Consider the following 19,788-nt stretch of genomic DNA (forward strand, 5'->3'; position numbering starts at 1 on the left):
TCTCTATCGGTTAACTAACTCTATCCGCTAGCAATGAAGCGTTAGAGTTGCTTCGACTTCGCTGCGCTCCGCTCAGCATGACGGCCTTTTTTACCACTATCCTAACCAATTAATTCCTTTATCCTTACCATATGGAAACTGGATTCCGCAAGTGGATTATCGTCGTGACGGTGGTATTCTGCTGTCTGCTAGAGCTTATCGATACCAGTATCGTGAACGTGGCCCTGACCCAGATGATGGGCAACCTCTCGGCCACGCAGCAGGAAGTAAGCTGGGTTATCGCCTCCTACGCCATCGCCAACGTGATTGTGATTCCGATGACCGGCTTTTTGGCCGAGCAGTTCGGGCGCAAAAACTACTACCTCGCCTCGGTCATCCTGTTCACCCTGGCCTCAATGGCCTGCGGGCAAAGCACCTCGTTGTCCGAGCTGGTTATTTTCCGCTTCATTCAAGGCGTGGGCGGCGGCGCACTCATGGCTACCTCGCAGGCTATTCTGATTGATACCTTCCCGCCCAAGCAGCTGCCGCTGGGGCAGGCCTTGTTTGGCATGGGCGTGATTATCGGGCCCACCATCGGCCCCACGCTGGGCGGCTACATCGTGGAGCATCATTCCTGGCCCTGGATTTTCTACGTCAACGTGCCGGTGGGCATCCTGGCCAGCATCTTCACGCTGCTATTTATCCGCGACCCCGAGCGCATCAAAAACGCCATTCCCCGTCCGCTGCGCGAAATCGACTGGGCCGGCATTTTCCTGCTGATTTTGGGCGTGGGCTCGCTGCAGTACGTGCTGGAGCAGGGCGAAACCAACGACTGGTTCGACGACATTAGCATCCGGCTATTCACGGCGCTCTCGGTTATCGGCCTCGTGGGCTTTTTGTGGCGCGAACTCACGGCCAAGGCCCCAATTGTGGATTTGCGCGTACTGGCCAAGAGCCGCAACCTGGCGGTGGGCGCGTTCCTGTCGTTCGTGCTGGGCTTCGGGCTGTTTGCCTCGGTGTTCGTGTTCCCCATTTTCACGCAGCGCATTCTGGGCTTCTCGGCCGAGCAAACCGGCTGGATACTACTCCCCGGCGCGCTGGCCTCGGGCTTTATGATGCCCATCGTGGGTCGGATGCTCATGGCCGGCGTGCCCCAAAAGGCCATGCTGCCGGTGGGCTTCGCCATCTTCTTCGCCTTCACCTTCTGGATGGGTAGCCGCATCTCGCCTACCGCCGGCGAGCACGACTTCTTCTGGCCGCTCATCGTGCGCGGCGTAGGGTTGGGTTTGATTTTCATGCCCATCACTACCATGAGCCTCGCCGGCCTGCAAGGCCGCGACGCCGGGCAGGCCGCCGGCCTCACCGGCATGATTCGCCAGCTCGGCGGCTCGTTTGGCGTGGCCATCGTGGGCACCTACCTCGAGCGCAGTGTCCAGAACAACCGCGTGGCCCTGCTGCCCAACATCTCGCTCTACAACCCCGAAACCGTGCAGCGCCTGCAAGCCTTCACCCAGGGCTTTATCAACAAGGGCCTCGCCCTCGACCAGGCCCGGCAGGCCGCCTACGCCGCCCTCGACGGCACGCTCATGAAGCAGGTGTCGCTCATCACCTACACCCAAATTTTCTACGCGCTGGGCATCTTCTTCATCTCCTGCGTGCCGCTCATCCTGCTGGTGAAGCGCAACAAGCCCGGCGAGAAGATAGATATGAATGCCGCTCACTAACTAGATAGTATCATTATTTCAATAATAAATTAGGCCAAAGCCCCCGGCGCATCTCCCGCGCCGGGGGCTTTTTTTAGGATTGCCTGAACGGCAAAAAAAGTATTAATAGGCTGTTAAGAGCGTTAAAGCGCTTGTTCAGCGAGGTTCGGGAAGATTTTAGCAGCTAGCGTAAGATTAATCAGGAATTATTTAGTTAATTTGTACTTCCTTTAGATAAGTGCTCGCAAGGGCTGCCAGATTATTACCTGATTATACGTTTTGCATTGGCCGCCGCCACCTACCCGCGCCGGCCACCCAATAGGCTACCCCGCCAGTTGCTTTATACCTCCGCCTGCTAGTCTGCTATTTTATCATGGGCTTGTTTGCCACTATCAACCGCTACCTTACCGACGAGCTGCTGGGGCAGCTGGCCGCCGCCTCGGCGCTGCCCCCGGCCGCCGGCCGGGCCACGGCAGCGGCGGCCGTGCCGGCGCTGGTGCGGCAGCTGGCAGCACCCACCGACCTCGATGAGCTGAATGCGCGCTGGGATATGTGCCGGCAGCTCTACCTCAGCCAGCTGCTGACGGAGCCCGCCGAGCTGCTACGCACCGATATGGGCTGGCCCGACCGCCGCCGCTACCTCAGCCAGAAAATGCTGGGCAGCAAGCAAGTGGCCGCGCTGGCCGAAGCCGCCGGCCAGCCCGCGCAGGCCGGCACGCTGCTGGGCTACCTCACCATCGTGGTGCTGGCCCTGGTGGGCGAGCACGCCAGCCACGCCGGCCTCACGCCCGAGCAGCTGGGTAGCTGGCTGGCCGCGCAGCAAGCGCCCACAGTGGTGCCGGCCGCGCCCGCCCGGCCCGAGGCCCCAGCGCCGCCGCCTACTCACCCGGCCGCATCGGCGGGCAAGGCCAAAATGGCCGCGCTGTCGGTAGGGGGCACGGTGGTAGTGGCTGGGCTGGTAGGGGCTTACCTCCTGCTGAGCCCCGCCACCAGCGCTACGCCACCCGCCGCTGCCCCGGCCCCGGCCGCCGAAGTTGCCGAAGCCGCCCCAGCCCCCGCCGCGCAGCCCGCTGCCCCAACTCCCGAGGCCACCGCTGCGCCCGCGCCCGCCGCCGAAGCGCCGGCGGCCGCTATGCCGGCCCTGGCCGCTACCCCCGCCAAGCCGGTGGCCAAGGCTGCGGCAGCCGCCCTGGCATCGGCCGGGCTGCGCGACACCGTGGGCAATGCCGGCATGGCCCGGCAGGTAGGTGGCAAGTTCAACGTAGCCACCGGGCGCTACCCCAAGGGCGAAAGCCAACCCTTGATTATCAAGCTCGTAAACCGCGCTACCCTCACGGTGGGCATCAACTCGACCGAAAGCCTGCTGTATAAGCGGCTGGCGCACCCCAGCCTGCCCCGGCCCGCCGACATTGCCGTCGACCGCCTGAGCTTCGACCTGGGCCAGGCCCGCCTCGGGGCCGAAGGCGCGCAGCAGCTCGGCAGCATTGCCAGCTTGCTCAAAACATTTCCGAAGGCGCGCCTCGTGGTGGTGGGCCACGCCAACAACCACGAGGCCCAGGCCATGCGCCTGGGCTTGCAGCGCGCCAACCTGGCCGTGGACGAGCTGGTGAAGCAGGGCATCGCGGCCGACCGCCTCCAGGCGCAGGGCATGCTCTCGACCGAACTGCCCGGCGACAACGACTCGGCCGAAAAGCAAGCTTCTTTGCAAGGTATTACGCTGAAGATAAGTAGATTGTCAAACTAAATTTTAGCCCTCGCCGGATACCCAACCCGCCCGCCGCACTCTATGGGACTTCTTTCCACCCTGTCTTTTCGCAAGCGTAGCCAGCCCGCGCCGGCCGCCGCCGAGCCTACCACCGCTGGGGTAGTAGCTGCGGCACCGGCGGCCGCCCCGCCCGCTGCGGCGGCGCCGAGTGCGCAGGCCCAGGCCCAGGCCGAGGAGCTGGTGCGCCGCGTGGGGCAGGAGCTGCCCGCCTTTCTCACGGTGGCCGTGGTAGAGGCCGCGAGCGGCAAAATTCTGGCCGGGCAGTGGGCCGGCCACAGCGGCGGGGCCGTGGAAGAAGCCGCCACCAACGCCGAAATAGTGCGCCAGCTCAATCTGGGCCTCGCGGCGCTGCACCTCGCCGATACCGAGCAGCTGGCCGATATCGTGGTGACGCTGCGCCACCAGCTGCACCTGCTGCGGGTGCTGCCCCAGGCCGGGTGGCTGCTCTACCTGGCCGTGCGCGCTCAGGATACCAACCCCGCCCTCGCGCGGGCCGTGCTACAAGCTATTGATTAACACGTATTTTTCAAATTTTTATTTTTCTTTTTTTCATTCCACCATTTTTTATTTATTACCTCCAATGGCATACTCTACCTCCACGCCCGCCGGCCAAGCCGTTCAAAATATCCTCAACGACCTGCCCGGCCTGCTGGCCATCGCCGTGGTCGACATCAGCTCGGGCATGAGCCTGGCCTCGCACTCCAACTCGGGCATCAACCCCGACACGGCCGCTGCCTACAACACCGAAGTGGTGAAGCAAAAGCAGAAGGCCATGGCGGCCCTCAAGCTGCAAGGCGAAGCCATGGACGATATCCTCATCACGCTCACTACCCAGCTGCACCTCATCAAGCTGGTGGGCGAAGGCAAGAAGTTTATCTACCTGGTAGTGAATTCGCGCGATACCAACCTGGCCATCGCCCGCGAGGTGCTGCGCGCCCAGAGCGACCTGCTGAAGTAGGCCGCGCCTGCTGAGGCTACTTACAAAAAAGCCGCCTTCCCACGTCGGGAAGGCGGCTTTTTTATGGTGGCTTTAGCCAAAAAGCCTGCCTACTGGTACTGCACGTAGAGCGGCGTGGGCTTGAGATTGGCGGTGTCGAGCACCTCGGCCGGGGTCATCATGTGGTGGGGCTTCTGCTTGGGGTCGTACTCGTAGAAGAGCTTGAAGCCGGCGTACTGCACGGGCTCCTTGGTGATGTAGGCCTTGTACGAATCCTTTTTGAGGGTAGGGTTGCCCCAGCCATCCATGTCCATAATCACCTGCACGCGCGGGTCGAGCTTGATGTCTTTATAGTTGGTTACCATGCCCTTGGTAAAGCGGTGAACCATCAGCATCTTGGGCGGCAAGTGGTTTTCGGTCACGATGCGGGCCAGGAAATCGATGGCGTAGTTGATGTCCTTGGCGTCGTAGGTGCCGATTTTCTTGCCCGGGCGCACCTTCTTGGTTATCATCGCAAACTCGGGGTCGATGCCCAGGTGAATGGTCGGGTCTTTCAGGTACTCCGTCAGCTTGGGCAGCTCGTGCTCGAGGTCGCTGAGGCCCACCTGCACGTCCAGGAACAGCAGGGCGTTTTTCTCTTTGGCCCAGGCGCGGGTTTCCTCAATGGTCGAGGCCGAGTTCATCAGCCGGTATTTCTTATCGGCCCCGGCGGCGGCCTGCGCCGTGATGGTGACGCTATGAAAGCACGGCATCACGGGCAGGCTGGGGTCGGCGTCCTGCCACTCCTTCAGCACGCGGTCAAACTGCCGCATCATCGAGTCTTTGGGCACGCGCCCCAAGATGCCCATGCCCTTCGAGCGAATGTTGCCATAGAACGCCACGATGCGGTGCCCCGGCAAGATGGCCCCCGGTAGCTGCCCGGTTTTGCGGGCGATGCTGTCGGCCCGCAGCGAGTCGCGCCGGGCGGCCAGCAGGCGCTTGGTAGCGGCGGGGTCCACCGAAGCTGGCTTGCTAGTGGCCAAGGAGTCGGCGGTGGCGGTTTCGCCCTGGCCCGAGTGGTTTTGGCAGGTGGCCAGCGAAGCCAGCAGGCCCAGCGTGCCTAGCACAATGCTGGGTTTGGAAGTAAAGAGCACGAAGCCTGAACTGATAGTTGGTAAAAAAAGCGTTACCCGCAAAGATAATGGCGCGTTGGGGCGGCCTACTAGCAGTTTTCAGGCCGATTTTACTTTTCTGGCCCGGCAGCGGCGGCCGGCGCCAATTGCTGATACGCCTGGCCCACAAGCTGGCCCAGCTGCGCCGCATCGAGCCCCGCCGTGCGAACGTGAAAATTCAGTAGCCCACCAAAAGAGCCTTCGAAGTAGCTACCCACCAGCTTGCGCAGCAAGTAGGCACGGTACACATCCTGCGCTACCAGCGGCGCATAGCGATGCGTGCGCCCAAAGGCCTCGTGCTGCACGAAGCCCTTCTGCTCGAGCAGCCGGATGAGGGTAGACACGGTGGTATAAGCCAGTGGCGGCGCGGCCGGCAGCGCCGCCCGCACCTCTTTCACGAAGCTGGGGCCGCGCTGCCACAGCACCAGCATCACCTGTTCTTCGGCGCGAGTGAGTTCGGTGAGAGAAAAATCCATGAGAGCGAAATACCGAATAACTTGCGCCTAGAAACCGGCTAATCGCAAAGATACCAAGCGGCTTTGTACTACTATGATTTTAGTTATATAACTAAAATCATAGTAGTACAAAGCCGCTTGGTGATTAAAAGGCTGATTTTGCGTGCGATGTGATTACCGCAGCTGGCGCTTGTACAGCTGCACTACGTTTTCGAGCCCCAGGTACAGCGCGTCGGCCACCAGCGCGTGGCCAATGCTGACCTCCTGCAAGCCGGGCAGCTCCTGCGCCAGGTAGGCCAGGTTTTCGAGGTCCAAATCGTGGCCGGCATTCAAGCCAAGGCCGGCGGCCACGGCCGCCTCGGCGGTGGCGCGGTAGGGGGCCACGGCGGCGGCGCGGTCGTGGGCGTAGTGCCGGGCGTAGGCCTCGGTGTAAAGCTCGATGCGGTCGGTGCCGGTGCTGGCTGCGGCGGCCACCAGGGTGGGGTCGGGGTCGAGGAAGATGCTGACGCGCGCGCCGTAGCTTTTGAGCTCGGCCACTACGCGGCGTAGAAAATCCTGGTGCGTCACCACGTCCCAGCCGGCGTTGGAGGTGATGGCGTCGGGCGCGTCGGGCACCAGCGTTACTTGCTCGGGGCGCACCTCGCGGCACAGCGCCACGAAGTCGGGCGTGGGGTTGCCTTCTACATTCAGCTCAGTGGTGACGATGCCTTTCAAATCGCGCACGTCCTGGTAGCGAATGTGGCGCTCATCGGGGCGCGGATGCACCGTAATGCCCTCGGCCCCAAAGCGCTCGATGTCGCGGGCGGCTTGCAGTAGGTCGGGCCGCGCGTGCAGGCCGCGGGCGTTGCGCAGGGTGGCTATCTTGTTGATGTTGACACTTAACTTAACCATAGACAAGACCGCAGATTCAAACGGATTTTTAGGATTTAACGGATACTCCCGGCTTCGCCGGGCTGACTAGGCTTGTGGAGGTTGGGGGTGGGTATTGGGTAGGCGCTTGAGGCGCGTGGGTGGCGCAAGGTACATTTGCTCTTCGGCCAGGGCGGGCAGAGTTTCGTTGTTTTGGGCGAATTACGTTGCTGCCAACCCGGCCGGCGGCTGGCCGGTTTTAGCTGGCGGCCGTTTAGTAGGCATTTTCACTTTCTCACCTCTTTCTTTCTAATGGCTCTCAAAGAAACCATCGACGCCCACATCAAGCAGGCCATGCTGGCCAAAGACAAAGTACGCCTTACGGCCCTGCGCAGCGTCAAATCGCAGATTTTGCTGGCCGAAACCGCCGAAGGTGCCAGTGCCAGCGGCCTCAGCGCCGACCAGGAGCTGAAGCTCCTCAACAAAGCTGCCAAGCAGCGCCGCGAATCGGCCGCTACTTATAAGGAACAGTTTCGCTCGGACCTCGAAGAAGTAGAGCTGGCCGAGCTGGCCATCATCGAAGAGTTTCTACCCCAGCAGCTTACCGAAGGCGAGCTGGTGGAGAAGCTCGTAGGCATCATTCAGCGCACGGGTGCCAAAGGCCCCTCCGACCTGGGCAAGGTGATGGGCGTAGCCGCCCGCGAGCTCAGCGGCCAGGCCGACGGCAAGCGCATCTCGGAAGTAGTGAACATGCTGCTGAACAACACGGACTTTTAATTGAGTTATGAATTATGAGTTTTGAGTCTTGAGTTACTGTTTCGTAGTTTCCACAGCTAAAACTCATAACTCAAAACTCATAATTCATAACTCAACAACGTGACCCCGCTCGACATCTTACTCCTGCTGCCGCTGGCCGTGGGCATCGTCAAAGGCTACCGGCGCGGGCTGGTGCTGGAGGCGGTGTCGCTGCTGGCGTTTGTGCTGGGCGTGGTGGGTGGGCTGAGCTTATTAAGCGCGGCCGTGCCGGTGGTGCGCTCCTACGTGGGCGAGCTGTGGGGGCTGCTACCGCTGGCCTCGTTTCTGCTGGTGCTGGTGGCCATTATGTGGGGCGTGCATGTGCTGGGTGGGCTGGTGAAGCAGGCCGTGCACCTCACGCCGCTGGGTGTGCTCGACTACCTGCTGGGCGGCGTGGCCGGGGCCCTCAAATGGCTGCTGGGTTTGAGTTTGCTGCTGCGCGGCACGGCGCTGGCGGGCCTCACCGTGCTGACGCCCGGCCTCACGGCCGGCTCGGTGGTGCTGCCTTGGGTGCAGAAAGCCACCCCGCTGGCCTTGCAGCTTGCGGGCTATGTGCTGCCCTTCGCCCAAGATTTATGGCTTCGGCTGAAAGCCGTTATGTAAGCGGGGCAGCTAGTTCGGCTACCGGCTCCGCCTCCGGCACGGGCGGCTGCGCCGCCCGGTCGCGCAAGAGCAGCACCGCAAAGCCCACGCCGCCCAGCGCCATGGCCGCGCCCACCAGCTCGGGCGAGGTGTAGCCGAAGCCCGCCGCCAGCGGCAGCCCGCCGAGGTAGGCCCCCAGCGCGTTGCCCATATTGAAGGCCGCCTGCGTGAAAGCCGCGCCCAGCATTTCGGCCCCTTCGGCCGAGCGAATCATTAGGAGCTGAATGGGCGCGGCCACGGCCAGCGCAAAGCAGCCCGCCGCAAACGTGAGCAGCACCGTGGGCACCTGGTAGGGCGCCAGCCAGTATAGGAGCAGCAGCGTGCCCACCATGGCCAGCAGTAGTAGCAGGCAGGCGCGGGCGGGTGCGAGGCGGTCGGCGAGGTAGCCGCCGAGGGCGTTGCCGGCCACCATGCCCAGGCCGGATACGGCCAGCAGGTAGGGCACCTGGCCGGGCGTGAAGCCCGAAACCCGCGTCAAAAGCGGCGCGATGTAGCTAATCCAGCAAAACAGCCCGCCCGTGCCGATGGCCGTGAGCAGCATGATGAGCCAGGTAGTGCGCCGCCCCAGCAGCGCCAGCTCGGTGCACAGCGGTGGGGTAGGGGTGGGCGGCAGCGCGGGCAAAAGCCACAGGATGGTTGCCATCGTGGCCAGCCCCAGCCCGCCCACGCCGCCCAGTGCCACGCGCCACGAAAACGCCGCCCCCAGATAAGTCGCCAGCGGTACCATCACCACGTTGGCCACGGTGAGGCCGCTGAACATACTCGCGATGGCCTGCGCCTGCTTGCCGGGCTGCGCCAGCCGGCTCGCCACCACCGAGCCCACCCCAAAAAACGCCCCGTGCGGCAGCCCGGCCAGCAGCCGCGCCGCGAACAAAGTGCCATTGTTAGGCGCGAAAGCGGATAGCAGATTGAATAGCGCAAACAAGCCCATCAGGCCCATGAGCGTGGTTTTGGGGGCCATGCGGCGGCTGCCCAGCACCAGCAGCGGCGCGCCAATGACTACCCCCAGCGCGTAGGCCGAGATGGCGTAGCCCGCCTGCGGAATGGTCACGCGAAAATCGGCCGCGATATTGGGCAGCAGCCCCATCATCACAAATTCGGTGGTGCCGATGGCCAGGCCGCCGAGCGCCAATGGTAAGAAATGCTTTTTCACAAAGGATACGAAAACTGGATAGAAAATCGTTTTGAGGGCGGGCCGTAGCGCGAACTTTGTAGTTCGCGTTCGTTGGCGAGCATCTGAACGGACGCGAACTACAAAGTTCGCGCTACGGCTCGGCCGGCGTGATGCTTTGATTTATGGTGAACCCAGCCCGCGCCTGAAGCTGCGCCTGCCCAAACTGCCGCGTAGCACTAACTCGCCGAAGCGAATTGAGTTGCCGGCTCACCTGACTACCTGTTCAACCGTGGCCTGACCTACTGAGGCAGACGCCCTTTATTTTGCCGCGTGCTTTTACTGCTCGACAACTTCGACTCCTTCACCTACACCCTCGCCGACTACCTGCACCAGGCCGGGGCCGAGGTAGCGGTGCGCCGCAACGACGTGCCCCTGGCCGAGCTACGCCAGCTAGACGTGCAGGGCATCGTGCTGTCGCCCGGCCCCGGCGCGCCGGCCACGGCGGGCAACCTGATGAGCGTTATCGAAGAGTATCACCAGCGGGTGCCCATGCTGGGCGTATGCCTGGGTCAGCAGGCGCTGGGCGAATTTTTTGGGGCGCGGCTGCGGCGCTCGGCCCGGCCCATGCACGGCAAGGTATCCGAAATAGAATTGCTCGGCGACGACCCCTGGCTAGCCGGCCTGCCCCGCCGCCAGCCCGTGACGCGCTACCACTCGCTGGCTTTGGAAACCAATACCTTGCCGGTTGCGCTGGTGCCGCTGGCCCACACCGCCGATGCCGACCGCGAGCTCATGGCCCTGCGCCACGCCACGCTGCCACTCTACGGCGTGCAGTTTCACCCCGAGGCGCTGCTCACCACCCACGGCCTGGCCTGGCTGCGCAATTGGATGCGCTGTTGTAACATTGCGCCGGTCGCCCCGGTTGTGACTGCTTAACCTCCTTACCTCCCCCAAACCAGCCACACGTGGAACTGCGCCGCCAGCATCAGCACGGGTTCGAGTACGTCGACGAAGGCCAGGGGCCGGTGTTGCTGCTGCTCCACGGTTTGTTTGGCGCGCTCAGCAATTGGGAAGACGTAGTGGCCGAGTTTTCGCCGCGCTACCGCGTCATCATTCCGGTGCTGCCCGTGTACGATATGCCGCTGCTGCAAGCCACGGTGCCGGGTTTGCAACAGTATGTGGAAAACTTTGTGGATAAACTCAAGTTGCCCACCACCTTCACGGTGCTGGGCAACTCGCTGGGCGGCCACATTGCGCTGGTGTACACCCTGCACAACCCCGGCCGCGTAAGCCAGCTGGTGCTCACGGGCAGCAGTGGGCTGTTTGAGGACGGCATGGGCGGCTCGTTTCCCAAGCGCGGCGACTACGACTTCGTGCGCGAGCGGGTGGGCTACACTTTTTACGACCCGGCCGTGGCCACCAAGGAGCTGGTCGATGAGGTGTTTGCCGTCACCAACTCCAATGCCAAGTGCCTGCGCATGATTAGCATCGCGCGCTCGGCGCAGCGCCACAACCTGGCTCGCGAGCTGCACCGCATCGCGGTGCCTACGCTGCTCATCTGGGGCCTGAACGACACGATAACCCCGCCGTCGGTGGCGCACGACTTTGCGCGCCTGCTGCCGCAGGCTACGCTGCGCTTTCTCGACCACTGCGGCCATGCCCCCATGATGGAGCGCCCGCTGGCCTTCAATCGATGTCTGGCGCCGTTTCTGGACCGCTCAGGCTCAGTCGATTGGCAGCCGGCGAGCGCCGTGGCTACTTCGGCCGCCTAAACTAGCCATCCGCCGGGTATCGGCGTGGTTTTTGTCATTTTGGGGCAACCTTTCCCTGGGTATTGTAGTCCTACTCGCAGGAGTAGGGCCGTCCTTTCCGCCTTTTTAGTCTGCATCGCTATGTCTGCCCTGCTTGCCGAAGACCTACTGAACCAGATGATTCCGCCCCTCAAAAGCACCGACACTACGGCCAAGGCTGCGCGGTGGCTGGAGGAGTTTCACGTGGGGCAACTGCCCGTACTAGCCGGCAAAAGCTACCGGGGTTTGATTACCGAAAACGACCTCGCCGACTACGAAAACCCGGATACCCAGTTGGCCGAGCTGCCGCTACGCTATGCCGATACGCACGTGCAGCACGACCAGCATTTCTTTCGGGTGATGGAGCTGGCCATTCAAAACCGCATTCAGCTCGTGCCCGTGCTCGACGAGCAGCAGGAATACGCGGGCGTAGTGACGGTGAGCGACGCGCTCGCCGCCTTTGGCCCGGTGCCCGGCCCGGCGGGGCAGGGTAGCATCCTAGTGCTCACGATGGAGGAGCGCGACTACTCACTGTCGCAGATAAGCCGCTACGTGGAGGAGAACAACGCCAAAATCCTCTCGGCCCACGTCGTGAACGACGAGCACGACCCCTACCGCATTCGCCTCACCCTGCGCCTCAATACCGACAACCTGGCCCGCATCACGGCCACGCTGGAGCGGTTTGGCTACATGGTGTCGGCGCAGTTTAGCGGCACGGCCGCCGTAAGCGAAGACGAGCAGGACCGCTTCGACGCGCTGCTGCGCTACCTCAGCGTCTAACTTTGCGGGGTGAATGTCCTGGCCCGGCCGCTTTTGATTTGTCGTTTTTTAGGAGCGTTGCTGGGCTGGCTGCTGCTGGCCGCCGCGCCCGCGCTGGCCCAAACGCCGCTGCCCGCCGCCCCGCCCGATAGCTTGCTGCGCCTCAGTGAGGAAGCCCGGCCGGCCGCGCTGCCCCCGGTGGTAGTGCCCACCGATACGCTGGTGCGCGTCAGCGCCTGCCCCGGCGCGGCGCGGGTGCGGGTGATGGGCCTCCTGTTCGTCGGCAACGACCGCACCCGCGAGCGCACGCTGCGCGCTGAACTTAATTTTCGGGAGGGCGACTCGCTCGACGTGGCCGACCTGCGCGCCCGCCTCGAAGCCAACCGCCGCCGGCTCTACAATTTGCAGCTTTTCCACGCCGTGCTGGTGCAGGCCAGCTGCACGGGCCGGGGCCAGGTTATCGTGCTGTTTAATGTGCAGGAGCGCTGGTACGTCATTCCCACGCCCATCTTTTCCATCGCCGACCCCAACTTTCAGCGCTGGTGGCAGCGCCCCGACCGCTGGCAGCGCCTCGACTACGGCCTGCACGTGGTGCACACCAACTTCCGGGGCCGCGCCGAGCAGCTCACCGCCAACCTTCAGCTGGGCTTCAACCGCAAGTACGAGCTGTTCTACGAAGCGCCCGGCTTTGGCCGCCGCCGCCGGGTAGGCGTGGGCTTCGGCATCTCGTACTACCAAAGCCGCAATCTCGATTACATCACGGAGAATGACCGGCCCACGCCGCTGCCCGCGCCCGAGGAAGACGCCTTTCCGATTCAGCGCTTTTACGTGTCGGGTGGGCTGCGGCTGCGGCACACCGTGCAGTTCATCACGGCCATCGACGTGTCGTTTCACCGCGAGCTTATCAGCGACGCGATTTTTCAGCTCAACCCCGATTATTTTCTGGGTAGCACGGCGCGCAAGTACGCTGAAATCAGCCTGATATCTACTAACAACCAGCGCAATACCTTCGCCTACCCGCTCACCGGGCGGTTTATGCAGGCGGGCCTGGCCTTCCGGCAGTTTCTGGATGGTAGCGCCTCGGCCCCGGCCTACGCCACCGCGCGCCTGCGCTACGCGCAGTACGCCAGCCTGGGCCGTGGCTTTTACTACGCCCTGGGGCTGTGGGGGCAGGCGCGGCTGCTGGCCAACCGCTACGCCTACCCCGACTCGCGGGCCTTGGGCTACGACGCGCTGGTGCGCGGCTACGATGCCTACGTGGTGGAGGGCCGCGCCTACGGCCTCGTGCAGCAGGGCCTCAGCTACCGGGCCTGGGCACCGCCGCCGCTGCGCATTCCGTTTATCGACAACCCCAAAATCAACACCCTGCCGCTGGCGCTCTACGTCAATATTTTTGCCGATGCCGGGCTGGCCGGGGGCCGCCTGGGCCGGCCCGAGCAGCCCTCCAACCAATTGCCGGGCCGGCTGTTGGCTTCGGCCGGCGTGGGCCTGCACGTCGTAACGTACTACGACCGGGTATTTTGCTTTGAAGTTTCGCGCACGGCCCAGGCGCAAACGGGCTTTTTTATCCGGTCGTCATTTCCCATCTAGCCGCTGAAAGCCAGGCTGTTATGTTTTTAGTATGAGATTCGCCATTCTGGGCAAGCCTTTTGACGAAGCGGCGGCCCCGTTTATCCAAACGCTGCTCGACGAGCTGGGCGCGCGCCAGGCGCAGGTGCTGATTGTGGAATCTTTTCGCGCGGTGCTTGAGCAGCGCGGCCTGCGCCTGCCCGAGGGCAGCCGCACCTTTCGGCGGGGCGACTCGCTGCGCGGGGTGCAGTACGTGCTCAGCATCGGGGGCGACGGCACGCTGCTTGATACCGTGACCTACGTCGGGGCCTTGCAGCTACCCATTCTGGGCATCAATACCGGCCGGCTGGGCTTCTTGGCCCCCACGCCGCCCAGCTACATTCCGCAGGCCATCGAGGCGCTCTACAAAGGCCACTTTACGCTGGAAGAGCGCAGCCTGCTGCGCGTAGACACTGACCCTGACGTATTTGGTGCGCTCAACTTCGGGCTCAACGAGTTCAGTATTCTTAAGCGCGACAGCTCCTCGATGATAGCCGTGCACACGTACATCGACGGCGAATACCTGAATTCGTACTGGGCCGACGGCCTCATCGTGTCCACGCCCACCGGCTCGACGGGCTACTCGCTCAGCTGCGGCGGCCCGGTAATGCTGCCCCAAACCAACAATTTTATCATCGCGCCCGTATGCCCCCACAATCTGAATGTGCGCCCCCTCGTGGTGTCGGACCAAAGCGTAATTTCTTTTGAAATAGAAGGCCGGGGCACCAGCTACCTGCTGGCACTCGACTCACGCTCGATGCCCGTCGAAGCAACCGTGCAGATGGCCGTGCGCCGCGAAAAATTCAACGCGCGCTTGGTAAAGCTCAATCACGTTAATTTTTTAAGCACTTTGCGCAATAAGCTCAACTGGGGGCTTGACCGCCGCAACCCCGGTTCGGTACTGACTACCAAATAGGAAGAAACTTTAAAATAACCGAATTCAGTTTTTTTAGTTCCTTTTAGTGCTTACTTTTGTCTTCGTTACGAATTACGTCCGAATAATTTATATAGAAGACTTTTTAGACCTGCCTATCTCCCTCTACGCCTTATGACCAAGTTTTCCACCTACTCAACGGCCCTACTAGCGGGGCTTGCCCTGCTCGGCTCGACGCAGCAGGCAGATGCCCAGCAGTTTAGCAAGCGTAAGCAGTACACCTCCATCGGGGTCAACCTGAACGCGATGAACTATTTCGGGGACTTGAACCCGAACCCCAACTTCGCGTCCTTCAAGTTTGCCGATACTCGCTGGAACGTGGGCGTGAGCATCACGCACCGCTTCTTTCCGCGCGTGTCGGGCCGCTTTGGCTTGTCGTATGGGCAGGTAACGGCCGAGGATGGCGACAACGCCAACCGCGACGACGTAAACGCGCGTTTCCGCTACACCCGCAACATGAACTTCCGCACTAACATCGCCGAAGCTTCGGCCGTGATGGTAGTGGACCTCATCGAAAACCGCAACAACTACCTCAAGCGCCCTGACTTCGTGCCCTACCTGTTTGGTGGCCTGGCGGGCTTCTACTACAACCCGCAGGGCAAAAACCAGGCTGGTAGCTACGTAGACCTGCAACCCCTGCAAACCGAAGGCAAAAGCTACAGCAACATCAGCCTTGCCATTCCGTTCGGCGCGGGCGTGCGCTACCGCATCAACCGCAACCTGGATGCCTCGTTTGAAATCGGCCTGCGTAAAACCTTCACCGGCTACATCGACGACGTGAAGGACAACTACGCCGACCTGTCGAGCAAAAGCCCGGATGCGCAGTACTTCGGTGGTTTTGCCGGTGGCTCGGGCGGCCAGGGTATCACCAACACCTCGACGGGCTTGGGCGCTGGCTTCCGGCCCGGGGCCAAGCGTGGCCAGGGCAAGACCGACTGGTACACCGTTACCGGCTTCTCGCTCAACTACATCCTGACGCCCCGCATCAAGAACCCCAAATTCCGCTAGGGCAGAGCGGCTGGCTTGCTAGCCGAAGCTTATATTTGCTGAATGACCAAACACTGGCATTCATCCCTACTCCTCGCTGGCCTGGTGCTGGCGGGGAGTTCGTTTTTGGGCGCGGCCCCGGCACGGGCGCAGAACACGAGCGAGCTCGGCATTGGCGTGGGCGGCACCAACTACAAGGGCGAGGTGTCGCCGCAGTACCAGTGGCAAAACAACCGCCCGGCGGTGACCGTCTTTTACCGACGCGATATTTCGGCCCCGATTACGCTGCGCGGCGGGCTGACCTTTGGTGGGTTGCGGGCCAACGATGTTAACGTGGAAGGCGTGAACGGCGGCGTGCCGCCCTTGCAGGGCTACCGGCAGGTGAGTTTGCGCGGCAGCGTGCTAGAGCTGGCGGCCGTGGCGGAGTATAATTTTCTGGACTACCACCAGCGCAGCGACCAGCACCGGGTGCATGTGTCGCCTTACTTGTTTGGGGGCGTGGCGGGCTTCTACTTGAACACCACCGTCGAAAGCCAGAATACGGCGTTGCAGCCCGATTTCAACCGGCGGGGAGCAAAGGTGAGTTTGGCCATTCCGGCCGGGGCTGGCCTGAAAATCGCCTTGAGCCAGCACCTGAATCTGGGCGTGGAGATGGGCGTGCGCAAAACCTTTACCGACCAGCTCGACCACCTCGGCGACCAAGACCCGCTGTACGTGAACCCGCACGATAAGGACTGGTACTATTACAACGGTATCAGCTTGTCGTACACTTTTTACAAAATCCGCTGCCCCATGCCCTACGGCCGTAATAAGGGCTTGCTAGAGTAGGCGCGGCGGGCGGCCCGAGCGGGCCAGGCCGGGATTTTGCCGGCCCATCTGCAACCCTTTGCGTAACTTGCGGCCTCTTATACGCAAACCGCAACGATGGCCGAACGGTCCGAAATTGACCTCTCTAATATTCCTGCCCACCTCGCCGTTATCATGGATGGTAACGGGCGCTGGGCCAAGCAGCGGGGCGGCCTGCGCGTGTTTGGGCACCAAAGCGCCATTACGGCGGTGCGCGACACAGTGGAGGAAGCTGCCGAGCTAGGAATAAAATACTTAACGCTATACGCCTTCTCGACCGAAAACTGGAACCGCCCAGCTTTGGAAGTAACGGCGTTGATGCAATTGCTGGTGCATACCATCCGCAACGAAACCCCGACGCTGCTCAAAAACAGCGTGCGCCTGCAAGCCATCGGCGACCTGGCCACGCTGCCCGGCAAGTGCCAGCGCGAGCTGGCCGAGGCCATCGAGATAACCAAAGGCGGCACCCGCATGACGCTGGTGCTGGCCCTGAGCTACAGCGGCCGCTGGGACCTAACCCAGGCCAGCCGCCGGCTCGCGGCTGACGTGGCTGCCGGCCGCCTCCAGCCCGAGGCTGTGACTGAGGCCACGGTGACGGGCTACCTGGCCACGGCCGGGATGCCCGACCCCGAGCTGCTGATTCGCACCAGCGGCGAGCAGCGCATCAGCAACTTTTTGCTGTGGCAGCTGGCTTACACCGAGTTATACATCACCCCTGTGCTGTGGCCCGATTTTCGGCGCAGCCACCTCCGCGATGCCTTGGTAGCCTACCAGCAGCGCGAGCGCCGCTTTGGCAAAACCAGTGAACAACTGACCGTATCCTGATTTAGTTATTATATTGATGCGCAATTACTTACGTAGCACGCTGCTTGGCTTGCTGCTGCTGGCTACCGCCCTGGTGGCCGCGCCTGCCCACGCCCAGCAAGGTGCCAGCACGGCTGAAGAACCCCGCAAGTATACGCTGGGCGGCATCACGGTGAGCGGTGCCAAGTCCACTGACCCCAATACGCTGATTGGGCTGTCGGGTTTGCGCATTGGCGACCAGATTACCATTCCGGGTGAGGAAATCGGCAAGGCTATTCGCAAAATCTGGAACCAGGGCATCCTGGCCGACGTGTCGGTGAGCATCGCGCGCACCGAGGGCGACAAGATTTTCCTTGATTTCAGCGTGCGTGAGCGGCCCCGCCTGTCGAAGTTCAACTTCACGGGCATCAGCAAAGGACAGTCGGAAGACCTGGAAAAGAAAATCAAGCTTATCCGCGGCAAGGTCGTTACCGACGCGCTGCTGTCGAACACCCGCTCGCAGGTGCGTAAGTTCTACGTTAACAAGGGATTCCTGGATACCAAGGTAGTGATTCGCCAGGTAGCCGACTCTACCTTGTCGAACAGCGTGGCCCTGAAAATCGATGTCGATAAGGGTAGCAAGGTTCGCATTCACGACATTACCTTCACCGGCGACAAGGCCTTCAAGGATAGCAAGCTGCGCAAGCAGTTCAAGAAAACCAAGGCCCGCAAGCCGTATAAGTTCTTGACGCCTGGCAAATTCCAGCGCTCTGAGTACGAAGAAGATAAGAAAAAGCTGGTTGACTTCTACAACAACGAAGGCTACCGCGACGCCACCATCGTATCGGATACACTGGTGCGCGATGATAAAGGCTTGGCGCTGACCATTAAGGTAGACGCCGGCCCGAAATACTACTTCCGCAATATCAGCTGGACGGGTAACTATCTCTACGACAGCAAGACGCTGAGCTCGGTGCTGGGCATCAAAAAGGGGACGCCTTACAGCAAGGAAACGCTGGATAAGCGCCTGAGCTACAACCCGACCGGGCAGGACGTGACCTCGCTCTACATGAACGACGGCTACCTGTTCTTCCAGATTGACCCGGTGGAAACCAAGGTGCAAGGCGACTCCATCGACATCGAGATGCGCATCTCGGAGGGCGTGCAGGCGCGGGTGAAAGACATCAACATTACGGGCAATACCAAAACCAGCGACCACGTGCTGCGCCGCACGCTGCGCACGCTGCCCGGCGACAAGTTCAATCGCGAGCTGCTCATCCGCTCGCAGCGCGAGATTGCTACGCTCGGCTACTTCGACCCCGAGAAAATCGGCATCAACCCGGTGCCCAACCAGAACGACGGCACCGTGGACATCAACTACACGGTGGTCGAGAAGCCTTCCGACCAGATTACGCTGTCGGGCGGCTGGGGCGGCTACGCCGGCTTTATCGGCACGGTGGGTCTGGTATTCAATAACTTCTCGCTGCGCAAGGCCGGCGACTGGCACAACTGGACGCCGGTGCCCGGCGGCGACGGCCAGCGCCTGGCCCTCAACGTGCAAGCCAACGGCTTCCAGTACCAGGCGTATTCGCTCAGCTTTACGGAGCCGTGGCTGGGCGGGCGCCGGCAAAACTCGCTCAGCGTGAGCTTAAACCGCAGCGTAAACCGCTTGTCCTACGGGGGCGCGTTCGACGTGAACACGGGTAGCTTCATCAAGGTAAACACCGTGACGGTGGGCCTAGGCCGCCAGTTGCGCGTGCCGGATGACTACTTTACGCTCAGCAACTCCATCTCGTATAGCCAGTACCAGACGCAGAACTACACGCTGATTGCGGGCGCGGGCACGGGCACGTTCAACAACCTGACCATCAATACTACGCTGGCTCGTAATAGCATCGACAACCCGACCTATACCCGCCGTGGCTCGTCGCTATCGCTGTCGCTGTCGGCCACGCCGCCCTACTCGGTGTTTCCGGGCGCGCACCCCGACGAAAGCCAGTGGATAGAGCTGCACAAGTGGATGTTCGACGCCTCGTGGTTTACGCCCATCGTGGGCAAGCTGGTGCTGAACACGCGGGCGCACTTCGGCTTCATCGGCTCGTATGGTGGGCGCAACGTGGGGCCGTTCGAGCGCTTCAAGATGGGTGGCGCGGGCCTGGGCTACGGTGGTGGCGGCTCGTTCCTGGTAGGTACCGAATACATCGGCCTGCGCGGCTACGACGACCCCAACGCGGCATTTGCCATCCCGACGGCCCAGCAGGGGCAGAGCGGCGGCTTGGCGTACAACAAGTACGTGATGGAACTGCGCTACCCCGTCAGCCTCAACCCGGCTGCTACGGTGTACGTGCTGGGCTTTGCGGAAGCTGGCAACGCCTTCAACTCGTATCAGCAGTACAACCCTTATAAGCTGTATCGCTCGGCCGGCTTCGGGGCGCGCATCTTCATGTCGGCCTTCGGTTTGCTGGGCTTCGATTACGGCCGCGCCTTCGATACGGTAACGCCGCTTGAGCGTACTACTACGGCGCAGGACTTCAACCACTTCCACTTCATCATCGGCCAGCAGATTCGCTAAGCCTTGGGTGGGCCAGCCAGCGGGAACGTTTGGCTGGCCCATTTCAGTTGGCAGGCGGCGGGCAGTTGAAATATTGCGGCCGGCGTAGCGTTATTGCGCGTCTGGCACGGACTTGGCAA

The 19,788-nt window shown here is 62.1% G+C and carries 19 protein-coding genes; 15 read left to right on the forward strand and 4 right to left on the reverse strand.

The window, feature by feature from the left end; translation table 11 throughout:
* Window positions 1–131 precede the first annotated feature (131 nt).
* From VFO93_RS13185 to VFO93_RS13200, 4 genes are all read left to right on the forward strand, one after another.
* A complete protein-coding gene (locus VFO93_RS13185) occupies window positions 132–1,703 on the forward strand; it encodes a DHA2 family efflux MFS transporter permease subunit (RefSeq protein WP_325134843.1) in 1,572 nt (523 codons plus the stop codon).
* 352 nt (window positions 1,704–2,055) lie between these two features.
* Window positions 2,056–3,426, forward strand: coding sequence for an OmpA family protein (locus tag VFO93_RS13190; RefSeq protein WP_325134844.1), 1,371 nt, complete (start codon window positions 2,056–2,058; stop codon window positions 3,424–3,426).
* Window positions 3,427–3,468: 42 nt separating this feature from the next.
* The gene (locus VFO93_RS13195; RefSeq protein WP_325134845.1) at window positions 3,469–3,963 is read left to right on the forward strand and encodes a hypothetical protein; all 495 of its coding nucleotides are present in this window, start codon (window positions 3,469–3,471) and stop codon (window positions 3,961–3,963) included.
* Between the two features lie 64 nt (window positions 3,964–4,027).
* On the forward strand, window positions 4,028–4,405 hold the full coding sequence (locus VFO93_RS13200) for a hypothetical protein (RefSeq protein WP_325134846.1): 378 nt from the start codon (window positions 4,028–4,030) through the stop codon (window positions 4,403–4,405).
* Between the two features lie 89 nt (window positions 4,406–4,494).
* Here the strand turns inward: VFO93_RS13200 and VFO93_RS13205 are convergent, their stop codons facing one another.
* The 3 genes from VFO93_RS13205 to VFO93_RS13215 all read right to left on the reverse strand — a co-directional run bounded on the left by VFO93_RS13205 (window position 4,495) and on the right by VFO93_RS13215 (window position 6,881).
* Entirely contained in the window at window positions 4,495–5,517 is a 1,023-nt protein-coding gene (locus tag VFO93_RS13205; protein WP_325134847.1) for a hypothetical protein, read from the reverse strand.
* 89 nt (window positions 5,518–5,606) lie between these two features.
* The gene (locus VFO93_RS13210; RefSeq protein WP_325134848.1) at window positions 5,607–6,011 is read right to left on the reverse strand and encodes a BlaI/MecI/CopY family transcriptional regulator; all 405 of its coding nucleotides are present in this window, start codon (window positions 6,009–6,011) and stop codon (window positions 5,607–5,609) included.
* Window positions 6,012–6,164: 153 nt separating this feature from the next.
* Window positions 6,165–6,881, reverse strand: a complete 717-nt coding sequence (locus VFO93_RS13215; RefSeq protein ID WP_325134849.1) for a pyridoxine 5'-phosphate synthase — start codon at window positions 6,879–6,881, stop codon at window positions 6,165–6,167.
* Window positions 6,882–7,151: 270 nt separating this feature from the next.
* On the opposite strand from VFO93_RS13215, the gene VFO93_RS13220 reads away from it, so the two are divergent.
* Window positions 7,152–7,616 (forward strand): GatB/YqeY domain-containing protein, encoded by a 465-nt coding sequence (locus tag VFO93_RS13220; protein WP_325134850.1) that lies wholly within the window; start codon window positions 7,152–7,154, stop codon window positions 7,614–7,616.
* 99 nt (window positions 7,617–7,715) lie between these two features.
* Window positions 7,716–8,237 carry a CvpA family protein gene (locus VFO93_RS13225; protein ID WP_325134851.1) on the forward strand — a complete coding sequence of 174 codons (522 nt, stop codon included), beginning with the start codon at window positions 7,716–7,718 and terminating at the stop codon, window positions 8,235–8,237.
* Here VFO93_RS13225 and VFO93_RS13230 read toward each other — a convergent pair.
* A complete protein-coding gene (locus tag VFO93_RS13230; RefSeq protein WP_325134852.1) occupies window positions 8,230–9,429 on the reverse strand; it encodes an MFS transporter in 1,200 nt (399 codons plus the stop codon). The two genes, VFO93_RS13225 and VFO93_RS13230, sit on opposite strands and share 8 nt — an antisense overlap.
* Before the next feature lie 291 nt (window positions 9,430–9,720).
* Here VFO93_RS13230 and VFO93_RS13235 point away from each other — a divergent pair, with 291 nt between their 5' ends.
* The 9 genes from VFO93_RS13235 to bamA all read left to right on the forward strand — a co-directional run bounded on the left by VFO93_RS13235 (window position 9,721) and on the right by bamA (window position 19,669).
* On the forward strand, window positions 9,721–10,326 hold the full coding sequence (locus VFO93_RS13235) for an aminodeoxychorismate/anthranilate synthase component II (protein WP_325134853.1): 606 nt from the start codon (window positions 9,721–9,723) through the stop codon (window positions 10,324–10,326).
* A 29-nt stretch (window positions 10,327–10,355) separates the two neighbouring features.
* On the forward strand, window positions 10,356–11,162 hold the full coding sequence (locus tag VFO93_RS13240; protein ID WP_325134854.1) for an alpha/beta fold hydrolase: 807 nt from the start codon (window positions 10,356–10,358) through the stop codon (window positions 11,160–11,162).
* A 120-nt stretch (window positions 11,163–11,282) separates the two neighbouring features.
* Window positions 11,283–11,960, forward strand: a complete 678-nt coding sequence (locus VFO93_RS13245) for a CBS domain-containing protein (protein ID WP_325134855.1) — start codon at window positions 11,283–11,285, stop codon at window positions 11,958–11,960.
* A 57-nt stretch (window positions 11,961–12,017) separates the two neighbouring features.
* Window positions 12,018–13,529, forward strand: coding sequence for a POTRA domain-containing protein (locus tag VFO93_RS13250; protein ID WP_325134856.1), 1,512 nt, complete (start codon window positions 12,018–12,020; stop codon window positions 13,527–13,529).
* Between the two features lie 31 nt (window positions 13,530–13,560).
* Window positions 13,561–14,463, forward strand: a complete 903-nt coding sequence (locus VFO93_RS13255; protein ID WP_325134857.1) for an NAD kinase — start codon at window positions 13,561–13,563, stop codon at window positions 14,461–14,463.
* A gap of 132 nt (window positions 14,464–14,595) precedes the next feature.
* Window positions 14,596–15,489, forward strand: a complete 894-nt coding sequence (locus VFO93_RS13260) for a DUF6089 family protein (protein WP_325134858.1) — start codon at window positions 14,596–14,598, stop codon at window positions 15,487–15,489.
* A 42-nt stretch (window positions 15,490–15,531) separates the two neighbouring features.
* Window positions 15,532–16,296, forward strand: a complete 765-nt coding sequence (locus VFO93_RS13265) for a DUF6089 family protein (RefSeq protein ID WP_325134859.1) — start codon at window positions 15,532–15,534, stop codon at window positions 16,294–16,296.
* A 96-nt stretch (window positions 16,297–16,392) separates the two neighbouring features.
* Window positions 16,393–17,139 (forward strand): isoprenyl transferase, encoded by a 747-nt coding sequence (locus VFO93_RS13270; protein WP_325134860.1) that lies wholly within the window; start codon window positions 16,393–16,395, stop codon window positions 17,137–17,139.
* A 16-nt stretch (window positions 17,140–17,155) separates the two neighbouring features.
* Window positions 17,156–19,669, forward strand: a complete 2,514-nt coding sequence (gene bamA / locus VFO93_RS13275) for an outer membrane protein assembly factor BamA (protein WP_325134861.1) — start codon at window positions 17,156–17,158, stop codon at window positions 19,667–19,669.
* Window positions 19,670–19,788 lie beyond the last annotated feature (119 nt).

Origin of the sequence: Hymenobacter sp. (genome assembly GCF_035709525.1) — a bacterium.
Taxonomy (GTDB): Bacteria; Bacteroidota; Bacteroidia; order Cytophagales; family Hymenobacteraceae; genus Hymenobacter.

Excerpts from the sequence above, each read along its gene's own strand:
- VFO93_RS13265 (WP_325134859.1), top strand. The coding sequence starts at position 15,532 with ATGACCAAACACTGGCATTCATCCCTACTCCTCGCTGGCCTGGTGCTG.
- VFO93_RS13195 (WP_325134845.1), top strand. The coding sequence starts at position 3,469 with ATGGGACTTCTTTCCACCCTGTCTTTTCGCAAGCGTAGCCAGCCCGCG.
- VFO93_RS13255 (WP_325134857.1), top strand. The coding sequence starts at position 13,561 with ATGAGATTCGCCATTCTGGGCAAGCCTTTTGACGAAGCGGCGGCCCCG.
- VFO93_RS13220 (WP_325134850.1), top strand. The coding sequence starts at position 7,152 with ATGGCTCTCAAAGAAACCATCGACGCCCACATCAAGCAGGCCATGCTG.
- VFO93_RS13185 (WP_325134843.1), top strand. The coding sequence starts at position 132 with ATGGAAACTGGATTCCGCAAGTGGATTATCGTCGTGACGGTGGTATTC.
- VFO93_RS13200 (WP_325134846.1), top strand. The coding sequence starts at position 4,028 with ATGGCATACTCTACCTCCACGCCCGCCGGCCAAGCCGTTCAAAATATC.
- VFO93_RS13210 (WP_325134848.1), bottom strand. The coding sequence starts at position 6,011 with ATGGATTTTTCTCTCACCGAACTCACTCGCGCCGAAGAACAGGTGATG.
- VFO93_RS13245 (WP_325134855.1), top strand. The coding sequence starts at position 11,283 with ATGTCTGCCCTGCTTGCCGAAGACCTACTGAACCAGATGATTCCGCCC.
- bamA (WP_325134861.1), top strand. The coding sequence starts at position 17,156 with ATGCGCAATTACTTACGTAGCACGCTGCTTGGCTTGCTGCTGCTGGCT.
- VFO93_RS13190 (WP_325134844.1), top strand. The coding sequence starts at position 2,056 with ATGGGCTTGTTTGCCACTATCAACCGCTACCTTACCGACGAGCTGCTG.
- VFO93_RS13215 (WP_325134849.1), bottom strand. The coding sequence starts at position 6,881 with ATGGTTAAGTTAAGTGTCAACATCAACAAGATAGCCACCCTGCGCAAC.
- VFO93_RS13260 (WP_325134858.1), top strand. The coding sequence starts at position 14,596 with ATGACCAAGTTTTCCACCTACTCAACGGCCCTACTAGCGGGGCTTGCC.
- VFO93_RS13270 (WP_325134860.1), top strand. The coding sequence starts at position 16,393 with ATGGCCGAACGGTCCGAAATTGACCTCTCTAATATTCCTGCCCACCTC.